The organism is Kitasatospora sp. NPDC023118, from assembly GCF_055560875.1.
The window spans coordinates 101301-124860 of record NZ_JBVHHW010000009.1; the positions used below are offsets into that span (position 1 = coordinate 101301).

Annotated in this window: 20 protein-coding genes; 17 read left to right on the forward strand and 3 right to left on the reverse strand. The window is 74.2% G+C overall.

Annotated elements, in window-relative coordinates:
• Positions 1-187: 187 nt before the first annotated feature.
• The 3 genes from ACZ3UD_RS13920 (at position 188) to ACZ3UD_RS13930 (ending at position 7420) form a co-directional block, all read left to right on the forward strand.
• Entirely contained in the window at positions 188-3520 is a 3333-nt protein-coding gene (locus ACZ3UD_RS13920) for an ABC transporter permease (RefSeq protein WP_465586046.1), read from the forward strand.
• On the forward strand, positions 3517-6336 hold the full coding sequence (locus ACZ3UD_RS13925; protein ID WP_465586048.1) for an ABC transporter permease family protein: 2820 nt from the start codon (positions 3517-3519) through the stop codon (positions 6334-6336). Before ACZ3UD_RS13920 ends, ACZ3UD_RS13925 begins: the two co-directional genes overlap by 4 nt.
• Before the next feature lie 94 nt (positions 6337-6430).
• Complete coding sequence (locus ACZ3UD_RS13930) at positions 6431-7420, forward strand: ABC transporter ATP-binding protein (RefSeq protein WP_465586050.1); 990 nt, start codon at positions 6431-6433, stop codon at positions 7418-7420.
• A 7-nt stretch (positions 7421-7427) separates the two neighbouring features.
• Here the strand turns inward: ACZ3UD_RS13930 and ACZ3UD_RS13935 are convergent, their stop codons facing one another.
• Positions 7428-7610, reverse strand: coding sequence for a hypothetical protein (locus ACZ3UD_RS13935; protein ID WP_465586052.1), 183 nt, complete (start codon positions 7608-7610; stop codon positions 7428-7430).
• Positions 7611-7761: 151 nt separating this feature from the next.
• Entirely contained in the window at positions 7762-9333 is a 1572-nt protein-coding gene (locus tag ACZ3UD_RS13940) for an AMP-binding protein (protein WP_465586054.1), read from the reverse strand.
• Positions 9334-9958: 625 nt separating this feature from the next.
• On the opposite strand from ACZ3UD_RS13940, the gene ACZ3UD_RS13945 reads away from it, so the two are divergent.
• From ACZ3UD_RS13945 to ACZ3UD_RS13990, 10 genes are all read left to right on the forward strand, one after another.
• Complete coding sequence (locus tag ACZ3UD_RS13945) at positions 9959-10114, forward strand: hypothetical protein (RefSeq protein WP_465586056.1); 156 nt, start codon at positions 9959-9961, stop codon at positions 10112-10114.
• A 259-nt stretch (positions 10115-10373) separates the two neighbouring features.
• Positions 10374-10994 (forward strand): AAA family ATPase, encoded by a 621-nt coding sequence (locus ACZ3UD_RS13950; RefSeq protein WP_465586058.1) that lies wholly within the window; start codon positions 10374-10376, stop codon positions 10992-10994.
• A gap of 43 nt (positions 10995-11037) precedes the next feature.
• Positions 11038-11583, forward strand: coding sequence for a GNAT family N-acetyltransferase (locus tag ACZ3UD_RS13955; protein WP_465586320.1), 546 nt, complete (start codon positions 11038-11040; stop codon positions 11581-11583).
• 64 nt (positions 11584-11647) lie between these two features.
• Positions 11648-12910: a serpin family protein gene (locus ACZ3UD_RS13960; protein ID WP_465586060.1), complete on the forward strand. Its 1263-nt coding sequence runs from the start codon at positions 11648-11650 to the stop codon at positions 12908-12910.
• 168 nt (positions 12911-13078) lie between these two features.
• Positions 13079-13843 (forward strand): thioesterase II family protein, encoded by a 765-nt coding sequence (locus ACZ3UD_RS13965; protein WP_465586062.1) that lies wholly within the window; start codon positions 13079-13081, stop codon positions 13841-13843.
• A 97-nt stretch (positions 13844-13940) separates the two neighbouring features.
• Positions 13941-15203, forward strand: coding sequence for a styrene monooxygenase/indole monooxygenase family protein (locus ACZ3UD_RS13970; protein WP_465586064.1), 1263 nt, complete (start codon positions 13941-13943; stop codon positions 15201-15203).
• A gap of 121 nt (positions 15204-15324) precedes the next feature.
• The gene (locus ACZ3UD_RS13975) at positions 15325-15780 is read left to right on the forward strand and encodes an archease (protein ID WP_465586066.1); all 456 of its coding nucleotides are present in this window, start codon (positions 15325-15327) and stop codon (positions 15778-15780) included.
• A 45-nt stretch (positions 15781-15825) separates the two neighbouring features.
• Positions 15826-17253, forward strand: a complete 1428-nt coding sequence (locus ACZ3UD_RS13980) for an RtcB family protein (RefSeq protein WP_465586068.1) — start codon at positions 15826-15828, stop codon at positions 17251-17253.
• Between the two features lie 99 nt (positions 17254-17352).
• Positions 17353-18297, forward strand: a complete 945-nt coding sequence (locus ACZ3UD_RS13985; protein ID WP_465586070.1) for an ABC transporter ATP-binding protein — start codon at positions 17353-17355, stop codon at positions 18295-18297.
• Positions 18294-19127: an ABC transporter permease subunit gene (locus ACZ3UD_RS13990; protein ID WP_465586071.1), complete on the forward strand. Its 834-nt coding sequence runs from the start codon at positions 18294-18296 to the stop codon at positions 19125-19127. Before ACZ3UD_RS13985 ends, ACZ3UD_RS13990 begins: the two co-directional genes overlap by 4 nt.
• Positions 19128-19276: 149 nt before the next feature.
• Here ACZ3UD_RS13990 and ACZ3UD_RS13995 read toward each other — a convergent pair whose 3' ends face one another.
• Complete coding sequence (locus ACZ3UD_RS13995) at positions 19277-20767, reverse strand: carboxylesterase/lipase family protein (protein WP_465586073.1); 1491 nt, start codon at positions 20765-20767, stop codon at positions 19277-19279.
• A gap of 98 nt (positions 20768-20865) precedes the next feature.
• Between ACZ3UD_RS13995 and ACZ3UD_RS14000 the strand changes: the two genes are divergently transcribed.
• The 4 genes from ACZ3UD_RS14000 (at position 20866) to ACZ3UD_RS14015 (ending at position 23559) form a co-directional block, all read left to right on the forward strand.
• A complete protein-coding gene (locus ACZ3UD_RS14000) occupies positions 20866-21498 on the forward strand; it encodes a TetR/AcrR family transcriptional regulator (RefSeq protein WP_465586075.1) in 633 nt (210 codons plus the stop codon).
• A gap of 37 nt (positions 21499-21535) precedes the next feature.
• Positions 21536-22582 (forward strand): TIGR03617 family F420-dependent LLM class oxidoreductase, encoded by a 1047-nt coding sequence (locus ACZ3UD_RS14005; RefSeq protein WP_465586077.1) that lies wholly within the window; start codon positions 21536-21538, stop codon positions 22580-22582.
• Positions 22583-22783: 201 nt separating this feature from the next.
• On the forward strand, positions 22784-23242 hold the full coding sequence (locus ACZ3UD_RS14010) for a hypothetical protein (RefSeq protein WP_465586079.1): 459 nt from the start codon (positions 22784-22786) through the stop codon (positions 23240-23242).
• Positions 23239-23559 (forward strand): hypothetical protein, encoded by a 321-nt coding sequence (locus ACZ3UD_RS14015; RefSeq protein WP_465586081.1) that lies wholly within the window; start codon positions 23239-23241, stop codon positions 23557-23559. The genes ACZ3UD_RS14010 and ACZ3UD_RS14015 overlap by 4 nt, the downstream gene beginning before the upstream one ends.
• The last annotated feature ends 1 nt before the right edge of the window (position 23560 follow it).

Below are 23560 nucleotides of genomic sequence, written 5' to 3' on the forward strand. Positions count from 1 at the left end.
GATTCGCGCAAGTCCCTTCCGTTCCCGGATCGAATCTGACAGCATCGTCCGCTATCCGGTGACCGCTTGCCGGTGATCACTGCACCGGTGTGCCTGTGGGACGTCCATCTGTGGCCGTTTTGTGCCCGGATCGGACCGATGGGTGGGGCCGGGGTGCGACCGGGGACGCGACCGGGGGAGGAATTTAATGCTCGGCTTCGTCGTGCGCAGACTGCGCGGGCGACTGCCGCTGGCTGCTGCCGTCCTGCTGACGGTGCTGATCACCACGGCGGTCCTGACCGCCTTGGTGACCTTCAACAGCGGTGTCGGTCAGGCCGGCCTGCGGCAGGCGCTCCAAGGCCCCGGCCATGCCCGGACCACGGTGGTGGTGACCGCCGAACACGGGCTGGACCAGCGGACCAAGGATGAGGAGGCGCTCGCCGCCTATCGGCAGAAGCTCTTGGGCAGTCTGCCCGTGCGCACCGACAGCCTGCTGCGCAGTCGCTCCTACGGACTGCCGGGCACCGGCGCCACAGCGGGTGCGGCGGGTGCGACCGGTGACGCGGCGTCAGCCGACCAGCCGGCCAAGGCGAAGGTCGACCTGACGGTCCTCGCCGACGTCGACCGCGGCCGGACCCGCCTGGTCGCCGGCGCCTGGCCGGGAGTCGCCGCCGGGCCGGTCCAGTCCACCGCCCCGCAGGTCGCCGTGCCGCAGAGCATGCTGACCCGGCTGGGCATCGGCGAACAGGCGCTGCCCGCCGATGTCCAGCTCACCGACCGGCTCGACGGCAAGCCGCTGACCGTCCGGGTCACCGGCGCCTATCGGGCCGCCGACCCGTTCGGCCCGTACTGGCGGATCGACCCGATCGGCGGCCACGAGGTCGAGGTCGGCGGGTTCACCACCTTCGGCCCGATGATGGTCGACCAGAGCGTCTTCACCGCGGGCGGCCTGCCGCAGAGCAGCCGAGGCTGGCTGCTCGACGCCGACTTCGCGGGCGTCGACCAGGACACGGCCGAGGCCATCGGCGACCGCGCCAAGGGCCTGGGCGAGGACCTGCGGAAGGCCGCGTCACTCGCTGCCGTGACGGAACTTCCGGACGTCATGAGCGAGTTGTCGGCCAGCCTGATGGTCGCCCGGTCCACCTTGCTGATCGGCGCCCTCCAACTCGCCGTCCTCGCGACGGCGGCCCTGCTGCTGGTCGTCCGGCTGATCTCAGCCCGCCAGGAGCGGGAGAACGAGCTGCTCGCCGCCCGCGGCGCCTCCGGCATCCGGCTCGGCGGCTTCACCGCCCTGGAGCTGGTGCTGCTCGCCATCCCGGCGGCGGCGTTCGCGCCCCTGCTCACCCCCTTCCTGGTCCGCGTCCTGGCCGGTCTCGGGCGCTCCCACCAGGTGGTCCTGGACACCGCCATCGGCTGGACGCTCTGGCCGGTGGCCGTGCTCTGCGCCCTCGCTTGCATCCTGCTGGCCACCGCCCCGAGCCTGCTGCGCGGTGCCGGTGCCGCCCTGCGCCTGCGCGGCGGCCGCCGCCAGGCCCTGGTCTCCGGCATCGCCCGCAACGGCGGCGACCTCGCCGTGCTGGCCCTGGCCGTGCTCGCCTACCAGCAGCTCGACCAGTACGGCGGGGGGCTGTCCGCCGACTCCTCCGGCCGACTCGGCGTCGACCTGCTGCTGGTCGCCACCCCCACCTTGGCCCTGTGCGCGGGCACCCTGGTGGTGCTGCGCCTGCTGCCGCTCGCCGCCAGGCTGGGCGCCCGGGCGGCCGCCCGCGGCAGAGGCCTCGGCCCGGCACTGGTCGGCTGGCAGCTGGCCCGTCAACCCGCCCGCGCCACCGGCCCGGTACTGCTGCTCGTGCTGGCCGTGGCCACCGGGGTGCTCGCCATCGGCCAGCACGCCACCTGGACCGCCTCCCAGCGTGACCAGGCCGCCTTCGCCACGGGCGGCGGACTACGGATCTCCGCCTCGCACAGCTCCCTGATGGGGCAGGGCGGTCGGTTCGGGGCCCTGCCCGGCGGCGACCGGCTGATCCCGGTGGCCCGCGAGGAGCAGCCGCTGCCCACCGGTACCGGCCAGGTGCTCGCCGTGGACACCGCCGCCCTCACCGATCGCGTCCCGCTCCGCGGCGACCTGCTCGGCGGGCACACCGCAGACGAACTGTTCCGCCCGCTCGCCCAGCCCGTTCCCACCGGGCCCCAGGGCGGGCTCCCGCTGCCCGGCCGTCCGCTGCGGATCGACGCCGACCTGTCGATCCGCCAGGACTTCCACGGAACGATCACGCTGTCCGGCGCCAGGTACCCGGTGTCCCCGTACCCCCCGGAGGTGACGCTCCTGCTGCGGGACCGCTTCGGCTACGTCCACAAGGTTCCGTTCGCCGGCCTGCCGATCAGCGGCGAGCTGCGCGCCTCGGCTCCGCTGAGCGTGCTGGTCGACGCCCCGTTGGGCTCCGCCGCAGCGCCGCTGACCGTGGTCGGGGCGACGGTGTCCTTCAGCGACCGGGCCGACGGCGAGGTCACCGTCCGCCGGCTGGCCGTCTCGGACACCGCCGACGGACCCGCAACCGAGGTCCCGCTGCCGACCGGCCTCTCCTGGACGGGCGCCGTGGCCGACGCCCCGGCGATCCAGGCCAAGACCGGGCCGCTCGTCACCGTCCGGCCCGAACCGGCGGACGCCGACCGGCTGTTCACCGTCGACTACCGCTTCGCCAACGGCACCGGAGACGCCTACCGCACCGTCCTCAGCCCGGCCGGGGCGACCGCGCCGACGGTCGTCTCCGGCGTCGCCACCCGCGACTACCTCAAGCTGGTCGGCGCTTCGGCCGGTGACACCGTGCAGGTGCCGTTCGCCGGGACCGTCCTCCAGGTCAAGATCACCGGAGTGGTCGAGGCCGTGCCGGTGGCAGGCCACAGCGCGCTCGTCATCGACCTCGCCACCACCGCGCGCCTGTTGGCCGCCCAGGGCCGCTCCCTGCCCAGCCGCGCCGAATGGTGGCTGCCCGCCACCGGGCCGGGCGACCGAACCCCGGCCCGGGCCGCAGCCGCCCTGCGGGCCGCCCCCGGCTCCCAGGACGTCCAGCTCTACGACGAGGTCTCCGAGGGTCTGCTCGGCGACCCGGTGGGCGCCGCCCCGCAGAACGCACTGATGGCCGTCGCCGTCGCCGCCGCCGTGCTCGCCGCGATCGGCTTCGTCGCCGCCGTGGCCGGTTCCGCCCACGAGCGCGCGCGGGACTCCGCCCTGCTGCTCGCCCTCGGCGCACGCCGCAAGCAGGTCACCCGCACCATCACCGCCGAACAGGCGCTGCTGGTCGGGCTCGGCGGAGCCGTCGGCCTGGCCCTCGGCACCCTGCTCGTCCATCTGATCGTGCCGTTCGTGGTCCTGACACCCGCCGCCCGCCGACCGGTGCCCGAGGCCCTGATCGAGCTGCCGGTCGGCCAGGCCCTACTGTTCGCGGCCGCGATCGCCGTCGTCCCGCTGCTGTCGGCCTTCCTCATCGGACGCCGCCGTCGAGACGTGGCCGCCCGGCTGCGCCACGTGGAGGAGATGTGACCACCAAGGCCGGGACCACCGCGCCCACCACCGCGCCCACCCCCACACCCGTCCACCGTCCGGCGCCGTGGGTCCGCACCAGGCTGCGCGCCATGCCGCTGGCCGCCGTGCTCATGGCGGCCCTCGCCCTCGTCACCGTCTTCCTGGCCGCGGCCCTCCCCCGCGTCGCCGACCGGGGCGCGGACGCCGCGCTCCAGGACTTCGTACGCCAGAAGGGCCTCAACCCGACCAGCCTGCAGAGCACCTCCAAGACCCGTGCCGTCGATACCGCCGCGGACCTCGACGCCGTGCAGCAGACGCTCACCGCGAAGGTCGGCCGGGAGCTGACGTTGGCCCCGGCGGGCGCGGCCAACGGCACCCGTGCCCTGAATCCGCGCGGAATGTTCAATCCCGGATACGCCCGGCTCGCCGACGGCGACCCGCCCATCCTCACCCTGCTCTACCTGCACGACCTGGCGGACCGGGCCACCCTCACCGACGGAACGTGGCCGACCCCCGCCACCGGCGACGGCCCGCTGCCGATCGTCGTGAGCAAGAAGGCCGCCGAGACCATCCACATCAAAGTCGGCGACATCCTCGACAACGGCACCGAGGGGCCGGGTACCAAGCGGAACACCGTGGTGGTCGGCCTCTACCAGGTCAACGGGCCCCAGGACCCGTTCTGGGACGACCTCGGTTGCCCGGCCCGCGCCTGCCTGATGCCGACTCCCCAGCACGAGCACTGGGAGACCAGCGGTTTCGTCGACGGCGGCAGCCTGCCCGCGATGGCCCACTGGGGCTCGGGCGGCGAGAACTTCTGGCGGCTGCCCGTCGACCCCGCCTCCCTGCGCGCCGACCAGCTCGGCCGGACCCGCGGCATCGTCAGCTCGTTCCTGACCGGGTCCGGAGCCACGGCCCTGGCCTCCACGACCGGGCGCGCCGACCTGCACACCACCTCGAACCTGCCGGACATCCTCACCCGGGCGGACGCCCGCTACCAGGCCTCGCTGCCGCTGAGCACGATCGGCCCGGTCGGTGTCGCCGGAGTCGCCACCGTGGTGCTGTGTCTGGCCGCCGCCCTCGCGACCGACCGGCGCACCGCCGAGATCCGGCTGCTGCGGGCCCGCGGCGGCTCCCGCGCCGGGGTGCTGCTGCGCCTGCTCGGCGAGGGCGCGGCAACCGTGCTGCCCGCCGCGGTGCTCGGCACGGCCCTCGCCCTGGTGCTGCTGCCCACCCCCCGGTGGGGCTACGCGGTACTGGCGGCCCTCGCCGCGACCCTGCTGGCCCTGCTGGCCTTCCCGGCTCGCGCCGCCCTGCTGTGGTCCCGCCGCCGGGCACCCGGGGGCTGGCGCCGGGCGGTGGGCGAGCTGGCCGTCCTGGCCGTCACCGCCGCGGCCGTGGCCGAGGTCCGCCGGCGCGGTGTCGGCCACTCCGACGGGGGGCTGGATCCGCTGTTGGTCGCCGCCCCGCTGTTGCTCGCCGTCACCGGTGGGCTGTTGCTGGCCCGGATCGAGCCGCTCGTGGTCGGTTGGCTGGCCGCACTCGCCGGTCGCGGCCGGGGCCTGATCGGCTTCCTCGGCCTGGCCCGGGCAGCCCGCGACACCTCGGGCCGCCGTCGCCCCTCCGCACTGCCGCTGCTCGCCCTGCTGATCGCCGTCACCACGACCGGGTTCGGCTCCACCGTGCTCGACACCGTCGACCACGTCCGGACCCGCGCCGCGCGCATCACGACGGGCGGGGACATCGCGGTCTCCCTCCCGGACTACGGCAGCCTGTCCGAGTCGTTCACCAAGACGGCCGGAGCCCTGCCGGGTGTCCGGGCGTCGACCGGGGCCTGGGTCGAGCCCAAGGCCCGCTTCGTCGGCGCCGACGGGGACTACACGGAGGCCATCCTGGTGGCCGTCGAGCCGACCGCGTATGCCGAGATCGCCCGGACGCTCGGGGTCGGCGAGTTCGATCCGGCGAAGCTCTCCGCCGCCCCCGGTGGCCCGGACGCCCCGCTTCCCGCGCTGTTCAGCCGCGACCTGGCCAAGCGCCTGGCCGCCGGTACGCCCGAGGTCCGCACGCCCAACGGGAACGGCCTGCGCACCACCGTCGCCGGGATCGTCACCGCCAGCCCGGCCGTCCCGGACCCGGGCAAGCCGTTCGTCGTGGTACCCGCCGGTCCCGCCTGGGAGCGGCTGCCGGAGCCCAAGCGGATGAACAAGTGGTTCGCCGTCGGTGACCCGGACCCGGAGCAGGTCAGGTCGACGCTGCGGGACAACGGCGTGACCCAGCCGACCGGCCTGTCCAAGCTGGTCGCGGACGATGCCGCGGCCGCCGGCAAGGTCAGTCACGGACTGCCCGCGGGGTACACGGTGCACAGCAGCCGGGAACTGGCCGACCAACTCGCCGACGACCCGCTGCAGCACGCCGCCGGGCGGCTGTTCTGGTACGCGGCCGCCGCCGGCGCCGGGTTCGCCCTGCTCGCCGTCCTGCTGACGCTGTTCCGGGCCGCGCCCGACCGTACGGCTGTGCTCGCCCGGCTGCGCACCATGGGCCTGCGGCCCCGGCAGGGGCTGGCGCTGATCGTCGCCGAGGCGCTGCCGCAGACCCTGGCGGCGGCCGTCGGCGGTGGTCTGGTCGCGGTGACGGCGGTCGGACTGCTGGGCGGTGCCTTCGACATCTCGACGCTGGTCGGGGCCAGGGTCGGGGACGCCATCAGCCCCACACTGATGCCGGTGCTGCTGCCCACGGTGGGCCTGGGCGTGCTGATCGGCCTCGGGGTGGTGCTGGAGACGCTGGTCGCCGGTCGGCGCCAGATCGCCACCGAACTGCGGGCGGGGGAGCAGTCATGACGCCGGGACCAGCGGCACGGGCCGTGCCAGTGGAGACCACCGCGAGTCGGCAGACAACCGGGAACAGTCAGACCGTCGAGACAGGAGACCAGCGGTGAACAGCAGCGCCCAGGAGCGGCCGGCCGTCGAGACCCCCAGCCTGCAAGAGCTCCGGCAGCGGGCGCTCGCCGCCGCCTCGCCCACGGCGTACGGAGCGGGCGCGGCCATCGTCTGCGACCGGCTGGTACGGATCTTCAGCGCCGACGGGGTCGAGGTCCAGGCGCTGCAGGGCCTGGAATTGACCATCCAGCAGGGGGACCTGGTGGCCCTGGTCGGCGCCTCCGGCAGCGGCAAGTCCACCCTGCTCACCATCCTCGCCGGGCTGGACGTGCCGACGGCCGGCACCGCCACCGTGGCCGGCTGCGACCTGCTGGAGATGTCCACCAAGGAGCGGCTGCGCTACCGGCGGGAGGTGGTCGGCTTCATCTGGCAGCAGACCGCCCGCAACCTGCTGCCGTTCCTGACCGCCGCCGAGAACATCGCCCTGCCGATGCAGCTGCGCGGCCGCCGCTCCGGAGCTGGGGGAGCGAAGAAACAGGCCGTCCGGGTAGCCGAGTTGATGGAGGCGCTGGAGATCGGGGACCTCGCCCATCGGCGCCCGGACGAGCTGTCCGGCGGCCAGCAACAGCGGGTCGCGATCGCGGTGGCGATGGCCAACGACCCGCCGGTGCTGCTCGCCGACGAGCCGACCGGTGAGCTGGACTCCGAGACCGGCTCGGTGATCTTCGAGACCTTCCGCACCGTCAACCGGGAACTCGGCGCCACGGTCGTCATCGTCACCCACGACCCGATGGTCGCGGGCGAGGTGCGCCGCACGGTCGCCATCCGGGACGGGCGGACCAGCAGCGAGGTGCTGCGTCGCACCGTGACGGACGAGCACGGCGAGGAGTCGATCAACGAACGCGAGTACGTGATGCTGGACCGTACCGGGCGGGTCCAGCTGCCGGTCAAGTTCCTGGAGGCGCTCGGGATGGAGCACCGGGTGGCGGTCGACCTCGCGGCCGATCACATCGAGGTCCGGCCGGACGACCTCGCCGGTCACTGACCCGGCCTCAGCAGTCACCGCCCGTCCGCTGGAAGAGGCCGCTGCCCTCGGCGTCCCTCCGGAGGTCGGGCGGCGCGGCCCCGGTATCGCGATCCCCTCGGGAGGTGGAGGTGCAGAGGGCGAAGACGAGCACGGCACTGACCGCCGCGGCGAGGATGCCCAGTGCGGTGAGGACGCGTAGCCAGGTCAAGGAAGTTCCTCCTGGAGACGGCGCGAGGGAACGCCGCCGGGGGTGTATCGGCAGTTCGGCCCGCACGGTCGAGTGCCCACGGTCGGTTCTTCCCGCCGACCGCCGCGCGAGAGGTCGCCCGCGCGGGCGCTCGAAGCGCAGGCTGGGCGCGTCACACCCCCTCGCGCGCCCCTGTGGCGCTGACCGGGCGTCCGGGCTGTACGGGCCGTCCGGGCTGTTCGGTCCGTTCGACCGCCAAGGCGCGGAGCGTGGGCAGGTCCGGCTTGCCCAGGCCGTTCAGCGGGATCGCCGGAAGGAGCAGGACGGCGTCCGGAGCGCACCGGGGGTCCCCGCGCTCACCCACCCAGCGGCGCAGTTGCTCCGCCGTCACCCGCGCGCCCGGGGCGAGGGCCACTGCGGCGTGCACCCGCTCCAGGCGGTCTGGGTCGGCGGTCGCGAACATCACCGCCTCGCGGACGTCCGGATGCATCCGCAGGGTTTCCTCGACCTCCAGGGGGAACACATTGTGCCCCTCGACGATCGCCATCGGGTCCCGCCGCCCGGCCACCGTCAGATAGCCGGCAGCGTCCAGACTGCCCAGGTCACCGGTGTGCAGCCAGCCGTCCCGCAGCGCCCGCTCGGTCAGCTCCGGGGCGCGCCAGTAGCCGGCCATCGCGGTCGGGGAGCGCACGCAGATCTCCCCGGTCCGGCCAGGAGGCAGCGGCGCGCCCTCCTCGTCCAAGACCCGCACCTCGGTGTCCGGGTAGGGACGCCCGGCGGTGGTCAGCAGCCGCGGCGCGAGGTGCTCGTCCGGGCTCAGCCGGGAGACCGGACCGCACTCCGTCAGGCTGTAGGTCTGGTGCAGCACCCGGCCCAGCCGCCGGGTCGCCTCCGCCAGCCGCCGCGGCGAGGGCGGGCAGCCGGTGTAGCCGACCCGGCGCAGACTGCCGGTGTCGGTCGCGGCCAGCAGCGGGTGGTCCAGCAGCGCGTAGAGCAGGTGCGGTGGCAGGTACACCCGGGACACCCGGTACCGCTCGATGGCCGCCAGCACCTCGGCGGCGTCGAAGCCCTCCTGCAACACCACCGTGCCACCGGCCGCCAGCGCGAAGTCCGCCGTCGTACCGCCGCCGTGGCAGAGCGGAGTGCAGAGCAGGAAGGACGCCCCGGACAGCAGCGCGGGCCGCGGCGGGCGCGCGAAGCGGCGCAGCACGCCCTTCGGCCGCCCCGTGGTGCCACTGGTGAACCGCACGGCCATCACGTCCTCGGGCCGGTAGCGGGGCTCCGACGGCGCCGGGGAGCAGGCCGCGGCGAGCTCCGGCAGGTCCACGCCGAGCGCCGTCGGGCCGAGGGCGAACACGCCGGCGGACGGAAGCGCCCGCGCGATCGCGCCGGCCGCGGCGGAGCAGGCCGACGGGTCGAACACCAGCGCCGTCGTCTCGACGAACTCCGCCAGCGCCACCAGCTCGGCGACCGGGCCGTCCGGGTACGGCATCGCCACCCGGCACCCGATCAGGTTCGCGGCCAGCCGCACCAACAGCGCCTCCGGCCGGTTCCCGGCCAGCACCGTCACCCCGTCCCCGCGCCCTAACCCCGCCCGCTCCAGCGCGCGGGCCGTCCGGAACACCGTGTCCAGGCAGTCCTGCCCGGTCAGCACCTCGCCCCCGCACCGCAGTGCCACCCGCCCCGGCTCCCGCGCCAGCCCGTCCAGCACCAGCCCGGTGTACGTCGGACCTACCTCTGTCATGCCCACCCTCCTCTCTGACGGTGCGTCAGCCTAGTGGGTGCCGACACCGCGAGTGCCATACGGTCGTTCGCGGTCACATCGGTAACGGAGCAGTAGCCCTGGGGTGGCGGCTGGACCCGGCCGGACGAGGGTGGCGAGACCAGAACTGAGACCAGCTTCTCCGCTGTCGTTGATGGCGAGGGTGCCAGTACATCGGCAAGAGAGCGAGGTGCTATTGCGTCAGAGCGCTTGCTTTGGCGCTGAACCGAGGCTGCTGCGGTGACGGTGCCGAGGCAGACGTAGTGCTTGAGCTCGTTCGGCTTGACGGCGTACTCGGGCACGACGGGCAGCCGCGCGAAGTCCTCGACCCGGTCGACGGTGGGGATGACGGGGTACCCGGCGGTGCTGAGGTCGAGCAGGTACTACTTGCCGGCCATGTCGGCGCGCCCGGTCAGCTGGTTGTCTACCGCGCGGCCGGGACGGGCCGATGACCGAGGACGCAGACGGGCACGAGTCCTGCAGTCAAATGACTGATGCGCGCCGGGCGGCGGGTCGACGAGAGTCGACGGCGCCGGGTGTTCCCCGGTGGCGGGCGCGGGGGCGCGCCCGCGTGCCTGTCGACATACGGGAACGAGGAGTACCAAGGATGGCAACCAGTCAGAGGCCCGCCGGGAAGTGGAAGATGGCCGTGGCTGCCGGGGCCGCGGCCCTTGCCGTCACCGACGGCGTCGCCGCGCCGGCCGGCGCCGCGCCCCAGCTGGGTTCGACAGCGGACCGCCTACTTGTCCGCCCGGTCATGTGACTATCGCCTGCCCTGCTCGTTGGTCCGGGCGTGGGCTGGGGCGCTCTGACTGATGCCGAGCCGGAAGGTCCACTTCGGCACCATCACCGCAGCAGTCCTCGCCGTCTGGCTCCACACGTGATCGCCCGGACAGCTCCCAGCTGCGGAGGACACGAGATTCGAACTCGTGAGGGGCTACCCCCAACATGCTTTCCAAGCGCGCGCTTCCAGCGGTTCGGAAGGGTGTTGTTAGGGTTCCGAGTCGGATACGGACGGGGGAGTGGTGGGCGGCACGGTGGATGGGGTGGTGGCGCCGTGGGGGGTGGTGGACCTGCGGGGGGTGGGTGGGGCGGGGTTCGTGGTGGCGTATCCGGCTGATGCCGTGGTGGTGGTGTCGGGGTTGCCGGGGGCTGGGAAGAGCACCTTGCTGCGGCGCTGGGCCGGAGGTGTGGTGCGGGCGGTGGATCCTCGGGGGGTGCATGAGGCCTGTGAGGCGGTGATGCCCGGGTGGTTGCCGTACGGGGTGTACCGGCCGTGGGCGCGGGCGGAGCACTTCCGGTTGTTGCGCAGGTCGGTGCGGCGGGGTGGGCCGTTGTTGGTGCACGACTGCGGTAGCCGGGCGTGGATGCGGCGGTGGCTCGCGCGGGAGGCCGGGCGGCAGGGGCGTGAGCTGCATCTGGTGTTGTTGGATGTCGGCGCGGACACCGCGCTCGACGGGCAGCGGACGCGTGGGCGGCATGCCTCGGCCCGGGTGTTCGCCCGGCACCGTCGGGGTTTGGGGCGGCTGTTGGCGGCGTTCGCGGTGGGCGGGTCGATGCCGACGCCGGAGGCGGTGTCGGTGCTGCTGCTCGATGGGGTCTCCCGTTCGCGGGCGGAGGCGGTTCGGTTCGAGCGGGCTTGAGTAGCGGGCTTGAATCGCGGTGGCGGAAGAGGAGGATGGACGGATGGTGACGATCGATACCTCCCGTCTCGTCCTGCGTCGCTGGCGCGAGAGCGATGTGCCGGCGATGGCCGCGGTGAATGCGGACCCCGACGTGATGCGGTGGATCCGTGACGGGCGGGTCCTCAGCTTGGAGGAGACCCGTCTGGCGATCGAGCGGTTTGAGAGGAACTGGGAGGCCGAGGGCTTCGGCCTGTTCGCGGTGGAGCTGCGGGCGAGCGGTGAACTCGTCGGGTTCACGGGCCTGGCCGTTCCGTCCTTCCTTCCCGAGGTGCTGCCCGCCGTCGAGATCGGCTGGCGGCTCGGCCGACCGTTCTGGGGTCGGGGCATTGCCACCGAGGCGGCGACGGCGGTGCTGCGATTCGGGTTCGAAGGGCGCGGCCTGGAGCGGATCATCAGCATCGCCCAGGTCGGCAACTCCGCCTCCGAGCGCGTCATGGCCAAACTCGGCCTGCGGCCCGAACGCGAGACGACCGTCCCGGGTAACGGCCGCGTCGTGCGGGTCCACGAACTGACCCGGGTGGGGTACCTGTCCCGCCGTCAGGGATGAGCGGGAAAACCGTTCGCCGCGGGTAGCGGCTCGGCCCTACGCTCGGCGCGCTGAAGGACCGAGCATGGGGGAGCGCATGAGCAGGGCCGAGGCCGTACGGGCAGCCAACGGGTTGGGTGAGCGCTGGCTGGAGCAGGTCGACCTGCGGGGCGGGACGGTGCTGATGCCGGCCGGGGTGTGGCCGCTGCTCGGATTGCTGGCGCCGGCCGGGAGTGTTCCCGTCCAGGGTGAGATGGTGGAGGCGCTCGGGTTGCCGCCGATGGCCGCCGCGGAGCGTGCCCGTGAGATGTTGGACCTGCTGCGGGGGATTCCGGCGGTCCGGACCGCGCTGGGGCTCTGGACCCATGACCGGCTGCGGTTGCACCCGGAGTGGCGGGCGGGGCTGCCGGCGAACGTGGTCGGGCGACTGACCGGCGATGCCGAGCAGGACCGCAAGGTGCTGGACGCCTGGGCGATGCGGGAGACCGACGGCCTGATCGACGAGATGCCGGTCGAGTTGGACCCGGCCACCCACCTGGTGCTGGCTGCCGCGCTCACCGTTCGGACCGACTGGATCCGGCCGTTCAGGGACTTCGGCGGGCCGCGCGGGGGTGAGCAGGAAGGCTGGGGGGAGCCTGTCCACTACCTGTCCCGCGCAACGTCGATGCTGGACCGGGCCGCCGTCCTGGAGACCCCGACCGGTCCGGTCACCGAGCTACAGGTGCACGGGTACGGGGACATCAGCGTTCACCTGCTGCTGGGCGAGCCCGACGCCGCGCCCGGCCGGGTGCTGGCTGCCGGGATCGGGGCGCTGTCGCAGCGGCACCGCCGGACCACCGTGAACCGGATGCCCGTCGGTACCCCCGGCCCGGGGTTAACGGTCGAATGGCTGCGGCGCCAAGAGCCGCGGGACGTCCTGGCCGTGAACGTCCCGAAGTTCACCGTCGAGGCGGACCACGATCTGCTGGCGCACCGTCGGCTCTTCGGCCTGAGGACGATGGCCACCGGCTCCGACACCGAGGACCGGTTGCCCGGGCTCTCGGACGGAGAGGACGGCGAACCGCTGTTCCTGAACAGCGCCCGGCAGCGGGCCGCCGCGACCTTCGGCCGCCGCGGGTTCCGGGCTTCCTCGGTGACGGCCTTGAGTGTCGCGGCCGGGAGTGCCGCAGGTGCCTACCGGCAGCCGCCGTACCTTCAGCGGCTCGCCGAGGTGAGCTTCGCCCGCCCCTTCGGGTTCCTCGCCGTCCACCGCCTCTCCGGGCTGGTCCTGGCGGCCGGCTGGGTGACCGAACCGGACCCGGCCGTCGACCCCTGGGCGGGCACGGTGGACGACTCCGAGGAGGACTGAGGAGGAGAACTGAGGAGGAGGGCCGAGGACGAGGGCTGAGGGCGGGTGACGGGCGGGTGTGACCTGAGGAGGTGATCCGGGTAACACACCGTAATCGGCCCCGCCGCCGCGAGTGCACTGCGAGACTGGGGCGAGCAGAGTCCGTCACGGAGAGAGGCCACACCCCGCATGCCCAGCAGCGCCGTCGTCGACAACCCGTGGTTCCGCCGGTTCAACCCGTCCGACTCCGCGCCCGCCCGGGTCGTGATCTTCCCGCATGCCGGTGGCTCGGCCAGCTACTACCTGGACCACGCCAACGCGCTCGCGCCGTACGCCGATGTGCTCGCCGTCCAGTATCCGGGGCGGCAGAACCGCTTCGCGGAACCCCCGATCGACTCGGTGCCGGAGCTCGCCGCGCAGGTCTACCGGGAGTTGCGGGACTGGGCGGACCGGCCGTTCGTCCTCTTCGGGCACAGCATGGGCGCGGCCGTCGCCTTCGAGGTGGCCCGGTGCTTCGCCCGGGACGGCCTGGCCGGGCCCGAGCGGCTGTTCGTGTCGGCGGGTCGCGCGCCCTCGCTGCCCCGGGACACCGAGGTGCACAAGCTGTCGGACGACGGCATGCTCCGCGAGATCGTGCGGCTCGGCGGGACGGACGAGCGGATCCTCACCATTCCGGCGTTCCGTGAGCTGGTCGTTCCGTCGCTGCGGGCCGACTACACCGCGATCGAGACCTACCGCGCGGCCCGGGACGCCGTCGTGTCGCAGCCGATCACCGGTCTGGTGGGGGAGAGCGACGGCAACGCGACGGTCGAGCAGGTCGGCCAGTGGGAGCGGCACACCACCGGCGGCTTCGACCTGCGGGTCTTCCCGGGCGGGCACTTCTACGTGGCGGACCAGGTCGAGGCCGTGGTGCGGCTGATCACTGCACATCTGGACGGTCGGAACCGCCCTTAGAACCGAGGTCGGAACCGCCGTCAGAACCCTGTCGGCGGCCTGACGGCTGGGCTAGGGTTCCTGCTGACGCCGCGTCAGCAGACCCTCGGGAGGCCCCATGCGCCGGATCGCCGTCGTCGGAGCGGGCCAGGCCGGCCTGCAACTCGCGCTCGGGCTGGTGGCCGACGGGTACGGGGTGACGCTGGTGGCCGAGCGCACCCCGGAGCAGGTGCGCGGCGGGCGGGTGCTGTCCACCCAGGCGATGTTCGGCCCGGCGCTGCGGATCGAGGCGGCGGCCGGGCTGGACCTGTGGGCGGACGAGGCGCCGGCGGTCTCGTCGGTGGAGGCGGTGCTCGCGGCGCCGCCGGCCACCCGGGCGCTGGAGTTCACCATGACGCTGGACGAGCCGGCCCAGTCGGTGGACCAGCGGATCAAGCTGGCCCGCTGGCTGGAACTGCTCGCGGAGCGCGGCGGCCGGGTCGAGTACCGCTCGCTGGACCGGGCCGGGCTGCACGAACTTGCCCGGGGGCACGAGCTGACCGTGGTCGCGGTCGGTCGCGGCGAGCTGGCCGGGATCTTCGAGCGCCACGCCGCCCGCTCGCCCTTTGACCGGCCGCAGCGCGCGCTGTCCTGCCTGTACGCGCACGGCGTCGGCGCGCCCGACCCGGCCGCCGGGCCCAGGGCGCGGATGCACGCCCTGCCCGGCCTCGGCGAGCTGTACCTGCAGCCGGCGCTGACGCTCTCCGGCCCCTGCGACATCCTGCTGTGGGAGGCGCTGCCCGGTGGGCCGCTGGACGCGTTCGGCGACGGTCCGACGCCCGACGTCCAACTGGCCCGGATCCGCGAGCTGCTGGCCGAGTACCTGCCCTGGGAGGCGGAGCTCTGGCGCGCGGCCGAGCCGACCGACGCCGGGGCCGGGCTGTGGGGCGCGGTGACCCCGACGGTGCGTCGCCCGGTGGCGGAGCTGGGTTCGGGCGTCGAGGCCGTTCACGTCCTCGGCCTCGGCGACGCCGTGGTGGTCAACGACCCGATCACCGGACAGGGCGCCAACGGCGCCGCCCGCGCGGCGGAGGCGTACCGGCGGGCCATCGTCGAGCACGGCGCGGCCCCGTTCACGGCGGACTGGATGTGCCGCACCGCCGAGCGGTTCTGGCAGCAACACGCCCGCCACACCGTGGAGTTCACGGCGTCGATGCTGACCATGCCGGACCATCTGCAAGGCGTCTTCGCGGCCGCCGCCGAGCACAAGCAGGTCGCCCGCCGGCTCGCCAACACCTACGCCGAGCCGAGCGACCACGCCGCCTGGCTGGCCACGCCGGGGCTGACCGCCGCGTACCTCTCGTCGGTCGGAGACCGGCCGCACCCGGCGGTCGGAGAATAGCCGCGGCCGTCGGTCGGAAGGTGGCCGCACCCGGCGGTCGGAGACCGGCCGCACTTGCCCCCGGACCGCCCCCGGGACGACGCTGGAGGAAAGACGGCAACGGGTGCGGGAGGCGTCGCTCGTGGACGGTCACGAGCCCGCGGGCCGGTCCGGCAGCGGCCACCGGAGCGTGCCGCACACGGCGGACCTGCGGGTCGAGGCATGGGCGCCGACGGCCGAGGGCTGCATCGGCGAGCTGGTGCACGCCGTCGTCGGCACCTTCGCCGACCTGTCCGGCGCGCGGATCGTCGGCGAGCGCGGCTGCACCGTGCTCGCGGCGAGCGACCCGGACCTGCTCGCGGGCGTCCTGGAGGAGGTCATCTACCGGATGGACGCCGACGGCGAACTGCCGGTCGCGCTCGGCTTCGGGCCGATCAAGGGCCTGGACGGCGCCCGGAGCGTCGAGGTCCGGTTCCGGATGGCCGACGCCGCCACCGCCGCGCTGGTCGGCGCGGTACCGAAGGCCGTCTCGTTGCAGGGCCTGGAGCTGAGCGCCGGGCCGGGCGGCTGGACCTGCGCGGCCACGGTGGACGTCTAGCCGCGGTGGACGGATGGCGCGCACTGCGGGAGCGGGGTGAGCGAGGTGGAGATCGCACTGGCCGAGGCGGGCCGCTGCCGCTGGCGGATCGAGCCGCGACCGCCGATGCGGGTGCCGGGCGTGGTGTTCGCGACCGACGCGCTGCTGCCGCAGGCCGCCGGGGACAAGGCGCTGGAGCAGGTAGCCAACGTGGCGACGCTACCCGGGATCGTCCGCGCATCTTACGCGATGCCCGATGTGCACTGGGGCTACGGCTTCCCGATCGGCGGGGTCGCCGCCACCGACGTCGAGCGGGGCGGGGTGGTCTCGCCCGGCGGGGTCGGCTTCGACATCTCCTGCGGGGTCCGGTTGCTCGCCGCCGGGGTCGCCCGGGAGGAGCTCGACGCCGAGCGGATCCGCCGTCTGATGGACCTACTGGACCGCAGCGTCCCGCGCGGACTCGGCCGCGGTGGCCTCTGGCACCTCGCCGGGCCGGAGGAACTGGACGACCTGCTGCTCGGCGGCGCCCGCTACGCCGTCGAGCACGGCCACGGCGTGCCGCGCGACCTGGAGCGCTGCGAGGACCGCGGCGTGCTGGCGGGCGCGGCCCCCGGCGAGGTGAGCACCCGGGCCGTCGAGCGCGGGCTGCAGCAGGTCGGCAGCCTCGGCTCGGCCAACCACTTCCTGGAGGTGCAGGCCGTCGACAGGGTGCACGACCCGGAGACGGCGGCCGCCTTCGGGCTGCGGCCCGGCCAGGTCTGCGTCATGATCCACTGCGGTTCGCGCGGCCTGGGCCACCAGATCTGCACCGACCACGTCCGCGCCATGGACCGCGAGCTGCACCGCTACCGGATCGAGCTCCCGGACCGTCAACTCGCCTGCACCCCGGTCGACTCCCCGCGCGGGCGCGCCTACCTGGGCGCCATGACCGCCGCCGCCAACTACGGGCGGGCCAACCGGCAGCTGCTCTCCGAGGCCGCCCGCCGCGCCTTCGCCACCGCGCTCGGGGTCGGGCTGGAGCTGGTCTACGACGTGTCGCACAACCTCGCCAAGCTGGAGACCCACGAGGTGGACGGCGCGCCGCGGAAGCTCTGCGTGCACCGCAAGGGCGCCACCAGGGCGCTGCCGCCCGGCGACCCCGAACTGCCCGCCGACCTGGCCGAGGCCGGGCAGCCGGTGCTGGTGCCGGGGACGATGGGCACCGCCTCGTACGTCATGGTCGGCCTGCCCGGCAACGAGGCCTTCCGTTCCGCCTGCCACGGCGCCGGGCGGGTGTGGAGCCGCCACCAGGCGCTGCGGATGGTGCGCGGCGAGCGGCTCAAGGGCGACCTGGAGGCGCGCGGCATCGCGGTGCGCCCCGCCTCGATGCGGGCGCTGGCCGAGGAGACGCCCGAGGCGTACAAGGACGTGGACGCGGTGGCCGCCGTCACCGAGGCCGCGGGGCTCGCCCGGCAGGTCGCCCGCCTGGTGCCGCTGGGCGTGTGCAAGGGGTGAGCGCGCGGAACGCGGTCCGGCCGTGTCTCTCGACCGGCCGGGGGCACCCACGCTTGGATGTTCGACACACATCCGAGGGGGTAGCCACAGGAGGTGGGCATGCCCGGGAGCGCAACCGCACCGGTGATCGAACTGACCGCGCTCACCAAGCGGTACGGCGCCACGGTCGGCATCGAGGACCTGGACGTCACGGTCGAGGCCGGTGAGGTGTTCGGGCTGCTCGGCCCCAACGGCGCCGGGAAGACCACCACCCTGCGCTGCCTGGTCGGCCTGCTCGGCCCCAGCGACGGCCGGGTGCGGGTGCTCGGCCTGGACCCGGTGGCCGACCACCGGCGGCTCGCCCCCGCGCTCGGCTACCTGCCCGGCGAACTGCGGCTCTACCCCGAGCTCACCGGGAAGCAGACGCTCGACCTGCTCGCCGCCCTCCAGGGCGCCCCGGTGCCCCGGCAGCGCGAGCTGTGCGAACGGCTGAAGCTCTCCCCGGCGGACCTCGCCCGGCCGGTGGGAGAGTACTCGCGCGGCATGAAGCAGAAACTCGGGCTGGTCCAGTCGCTCCAGCACACGCCCGCCGTGGTGGTGCTGGACGAACCCAGCGAGGGGCTGGACCCGCTGGTCCAGGAGACCTTCTTCGAACTGCTCGCCGAGGAGACCGCGGCCGGGCGCACCGTGCTGCTCTCCAGCCACGTGCTGCCCGAGGTGCAGCGGACCTGCGGCCGGGTCGCCATCGTGCGCCGGGGCCGGCTGGTGACCGTCCGCTCGGTGGCCGAGCTGCGCCGGGCCCGGGCGCGGCGGGTACGCCTGGTCTTCGCCGACGGGCAGGGCGCCCGGCCGCTCGGGGCCGCCGAACGGTGGTCCCCGCGCTGGGACGGCCGGCGGGTGGAGCTGCTGGTGCCGCCCGACGAGGTGGTCGCGGCCGTGGGAAGCCTGCTGGCCGAACTACCGGTCGCCGACCTAACCGTGGAGGAGGCGGGCCTGGACGAGGCCTTCCTCGATCTCTACCGCTCGACCGAGCTCCAGCAGCCGGAGACGGAGGACGGACGATGACCCCCGGCACCGTCAGCCGCCGCCTCCCGCTGGTCTGGCTCGCCCTGCACCGGCGGCGCCGGATGCTGACCACCCTGCTGCTCGGCATGGTCGTCTTCGAGACGCTGATCGTGGTGATCGCCGGCACCGTCCCGCCCACCGAGCTGTTCGGCGCCCGCCGCACCCCACCCGGCGCGTTCAAGGCCTTCAGCGGCTCCAACGGCGATGTCTCCATCGCCAGTTACCCCGGGCTGCTCGGCGCCGGGCTCACCCACCCGTTCTGGATCGCGCTCCAGCTCACCGTGATCGGCTCGCTCGGCGCCGCCGCCGTCGCGGCCGACGTCGAGTCCGGCACCATCGAGTTGCTGATGACCCGTCCGCTCTCCCGGCGCAGGCTGCTCGCCGAGCGGGCCGGCGCGCTGATCGCCGCCTCGGTGCTGCTCAACGCGGCCGCCACGCTGACCGTCGCGCTCGGGGTGGTCCTCTCGCCGAAGCTGCGCGACGCTGTCCCGGAGGGCGGGGTGTTCACCGCCGGACTGCTGGGCTGCGCCTTGGCGTTCTGTCTGACCGGGCCGGTGCTGGCGGTGTCCGCGCTCAGCCGGCGGCGGGCGTACGTGATCGGTGCGGCCGTGGCCTTCGGCGCGGCCGGCTTCGCGCTCAACTTCGTCGCCCTGGCCTGGTCCCCGGCCGAACCGCTGCGCTACCTCAGCCCGTTCCACTACTACGCGCCGGGGGACGTGCTCGCGCACGGCGGGGTGCCGTGGGCGGCGCTGGGGGTGCTGCTCGGGGTGGGGCTGCTCGGCTTGTCGGCGGCCTTCCGGCTGCTGGAGCGACGGGACCTGGCGATCTGACTTCGGCCCCCTGATGACGGCGGCCGCCCCGAAGGCGCGGCGGGAGCGGCGGGAGCGGCGCCATGGGCGCGGCTTCGCCGACTTCGGGTCGGACGTGCTGCGCCGCTGAACCTGACGTCCCCGGGCCGGGGCCGTTCCCGCCGCAACCGTCACCCGAGGTCGAAGGCGGTGGGGGTGTGCCCCGACCAGATGTCGCGGGAGGCCTGCTCGGGGTAGCGGACGGTCTCCGAGCGGGCGTCGAACACCCGGGTGAGCTGCCGATCCGGCTCGTAGCGGGCCCACCCGGGGTCGCCGGTGGAGACGAACCGGATCCAGGCCTGCTGCAGCTCGCAGGAGACCTCGGCCGCCGCCGGGCCGGGCGGGTCGCCGAGGAAGTGTCGGCCGATCGGGCTGTCCAGGGTGCCGAAGGCCAGCGGGACGTCCAGCCCGTGGCAGGCGCCGAACACCCCGCCCAGGGCGGGGGCGGGGAAGGCCAGTTCGAAGAGGTACGAGCTGCCGCCGGCCGCGGCGTTGCCTTCGGCCAGGTGGAGCGAGGGCATCCGGAACAGGGCGTCGGAGGTGACGGCTTCGAGCAGGTCCTCGGGCGTGGCGTCCGGGAGGGCGGTGCGGTAGGCGTCCGGACCGTCCGGGTGCGGGGCGAGCTGGGCCAGGGCGGTGCGGGCCTCCTCCTCGGTGAAGTTGCCGTGCCGGCCGGCCAGGACGCTGAACAGTCTGAACTCGTCGCGGGTGTGACCGACCAGCAGCTCGATCCCGGTGGCGCGTCCGGCGGCCAGGGCGGCCCAGGGCTCCTCGGTCAGGACCTCGCCGTCGACCACCGGGACGGTCGCGACGCCGGTCTGCGCGAGCCGCCCCCAGCGCGCGAGGTGTTCCGGCAGTGCGGTACCGAGGTCGGTGACCGCGGCGGCCAGGCGCCAGGGATCGACCTCGGCGAGGGCGGCGGCGGTGGGGGACGTGCCGAGTTGGTTCGCCAGGGCGGCGGTGACCTCGGCGGCCAGCGCGGGGGTGCAGAGGTTGCCGCCGACGGTGTGGGCGACGGCACGGCGGAACAGGCCGCGCGCCCGACCCATCGTGAGCAGCGCGGCGACCGACGCGGCACCGGCCGACTGGCCGGCGACGGTCACCCGGCCGGGGTCGCCGCCGAAGCCGGCGATGTTGCGCTGGACCCATTCCAGGGCCGCGATCTGGTCCAGGAAGGCCCGGTTGGCCGGGGCTCCCTCGAGGAGCGCGAAACCCTCCGCGCCCACCCGGTAGTTGACGCTCACCACGACCAGCCCGGCCCGGGCCAGCTCGGTCGGGTCGTACAGCGGGTCGCCCGAGGTCCCCGAGATGAAGCCGCCGCCGTGGATCCAGACCAGCACCGGCAGTCCGGCCGCGCCCGGGTCCGGGGTACAGACGTTGAGCGTCAGCCAGTCGGTGCCCCGGGTCGGCTCGGCCGGCAGCGGCCCGGACTGGGGGACGACGGGGCCGAACTCGCAGGCCTCGCGGAGGCCGTCCCAGCGCTCGGGTGGGGCGGGGGCGGCGAAGCGGAGCGGTCCGACCGGCGGCCGGGCGTAGGGGATGCCGCGGAAGACCGGGAGCCCCCGGTCCAGGAAGCCGCGGACGCTTCCCTCGGCGGTGTGGGCGACGGGCCGTGTGAGCACGTGGACACTCCTTCCTCGGAATGCCCTCAGCGTTATCGGTCAGGTGTATTATGTCAAGCGTATTGGAAAGGTCGGGGAGAGCGCGGAGATCGAAGGCCATGCCCAAGCAGGTGGACCACCAGGAGCGCCGCGAGACCATCGCCCGTGCGCTGTGGCGAGTGGTGGAGCAGCGCGGCGCCACGCACCTGACGCTGCGCGAGGTCGCCCAGGAGGCGGGCATCTCGCTCGGGCAGCTGCAGCACTACTTCGGCTCCCGGGCCGAGCTGCTCGCCTTCGCGGGAGACCTGGCCGGCGAGCAGAGCGGGCTGCGGGTCGGCCGGGCGCTGGCGGAGCTCGGCGAGCGGCCGCATCCGCGCGCGGTGCTGAGGGCGATGCTGGTCGAGCTGCTGCCGCTGCACGCGGACTCCCGGGTGACCAGCCGGATGAGCGCCGCCTACGTGCTGGAGGCGCTGCACGACGAGGACGTCCACGCGCGGGCTCGCGCCGGCCTGCTGCAGGGCCGGGGCATGGTGGAGCAGGTGGTCCGGCAGGCGATCGCCGACGGGCTGATCGCGGTGGACCGCGACCCGGCGGTGGAGACGGACCTGCTGCTCGCGCTGACCGGGTTCACCACGCTGCTGGAGCTGAACGTGATCGAGCCGCCCGCCGTGCTCGCCGCCGTCGACCGGCACCTGGACCGGCTGTTCACGGTCGGGGCGGGTCGGAGCGGCGCTGACGGCGTGGCAGGCTAGCCCGGAAGCACCGCAGCCCGCGACCAGGAGCACCACCATGGACCGACCCGCCGCCCTCCGCCTCGACGCCACCGCCTCCGGGCATCCGGCGGGCATCCTCGACGCCGCCGAGCAGGCCGAACGCCGGGGCATGGACCGGCTGGTGGTCGCCGAGACGGCGTACGACCCGTTCCTCCAGCTCGCCCGGGCCGCCGACCGCACCGAGTCGATCGAACTGGCCACCGGCATCGCGGTGGCCTTCGCCCGTACCCCGATGACGCTGGCGTACCAGGCCTGGGGGCTGCACGCGGCCTCCGGCGGGCGGGCCGTCATCGGGCTGGGCTCGCAGGTCAAGCCGCACATCGAGAAGCGCTTCGGGATGCCCTGGGACCGTCCGGCTGCCCGGATGCGCGAGTACGTACAGGCGGTGCGGGCGATCTGGCACAGCTGGCAGACCGGTGAACGGCTGCGCTTCCGGGGCGAGTTCTACACCCACACGGTGATGACGCCGGTGTTCTCGCCGGACCCGGTCCCGGCCGGGGTGCCCCGGATCCTGCTGGCGGGCGTCGGGCCGCTGATGACCCGCACCGCGGGGGCGGTGGCCGACGGCTTCCTCAGCCACCCGTTCTCCTCGACCGCCTACCTGGCCGAGCAGGTGCTGCCCGGCCTGACCGAGGAGCGCGAGCGGGCCGAGGCGGAAGGCGCCGCGTGGACGGGGCGGCCGTTCGAGATCGTCGGCAACGTGCTCACCGCCACCGGCCGCACCGAGGAGGAGCTCGCCGCCAACCGGGCCGGGGTGCGCGAGCGGCTCGCCTTCTACGCCTCCACCCCTGCCTACCGCCCGGTGCTGGCGCAGCACGGCTGGGAGGGGTTGCAGGAGGAGCTGCACACCCACTCGGTGCGCGGGCGCTGGTCGGAGATGGCCGCGCTGATCGACGACGAGGTGTTCGACACCTTCGCGGTGTCCGGCTCGGTGGAGGAAGCCGCGCGGGAGATCCACCGCCGCTACACGGGGCTGGTCACCCGGCTGTCCGTCAACCTGCCGGAGGACGCGGACCCGGGGCTCGGGCTGGACGTGCTGGAGGCGGTGCGGGCGCTGGGCTGAGCGGAAGCGTTCTGACTTCGGCCATGGAGGAGCGCTGATCGATCAGGCCGAGGCCAAGATCTGGCACATTCGGTCAAGTGCTTCCCGGTCGTCCGCCCGGGCGGCAGGATCTTGCTGAACGGGACGGTATTGTGCCGGCATCGGCGCGTGTCTGTCATGTCTTGGCCGTCCGCTGACGATCGTGGGGGTGCCCGCGTGTCCGTGTCCGACGATCGCACCGTTGATGACGACCCGTACGAGACCGAGTCGTACGCCGCCGAGTCGTACGCCGCCGGCTCCCGCCAGGCCGGCGCGTGCGGAAGCGGCCGACCCGAGACCGACCCGTACGGGATCGGGGAGTACGCCGAGGTCGACGAACTGGCCGACTTCGGGGAGTTCCTGCGCGTTTGCGCCGAGCTGACCGGCTTCGACGTGCCGGAGCTGCGCGCCACCGGCATGGCGCACGAGCACCACCGCACCGTCCTGGCCCACCGGGTCCGCGACGAGCACGCCCTCGTCCACCTCTGGTACGTCGGCTCCTGGCCCGGTGAGGCCCCCAGCTCCACCCGAGCCCACGACCAGGGCCTGCTCTGGCGGACCTTCCACACCAGCGCGCCCGGTGCCGCCGCCCCCGGCCACGGCAGCTGGGCCGAGACGCCCCGAGGAGGCGAGGAGCGGTGACCGCACGCTGGTCACCGGCGTTCGGACTGGTGCTGACGGGCATCGGCGCGGGGCTGACGGGCCCGGCGACGGGCGCCGCCGTGTTCGCGGCGCTGCCCCCGGACCGGGCGGGCATGGCCGCCGGGGCCATGACCACCTTCCGCCGGCTGGGGCAGACTCTTGGGGGCGCGGCCTTCGGCGTGCTGTTCCGGTGGGGCGGCGCCGCGCCGGTCGAGGGGCTGAACCGGGTGCTGCTCTCGGCGGCCGCCGTCGGGGTGTTCGGCGCGGTGCCGGCCTACGCCCGGGTGCCCCGGACGGCGGTGGTGGCAGCGGGCTGAG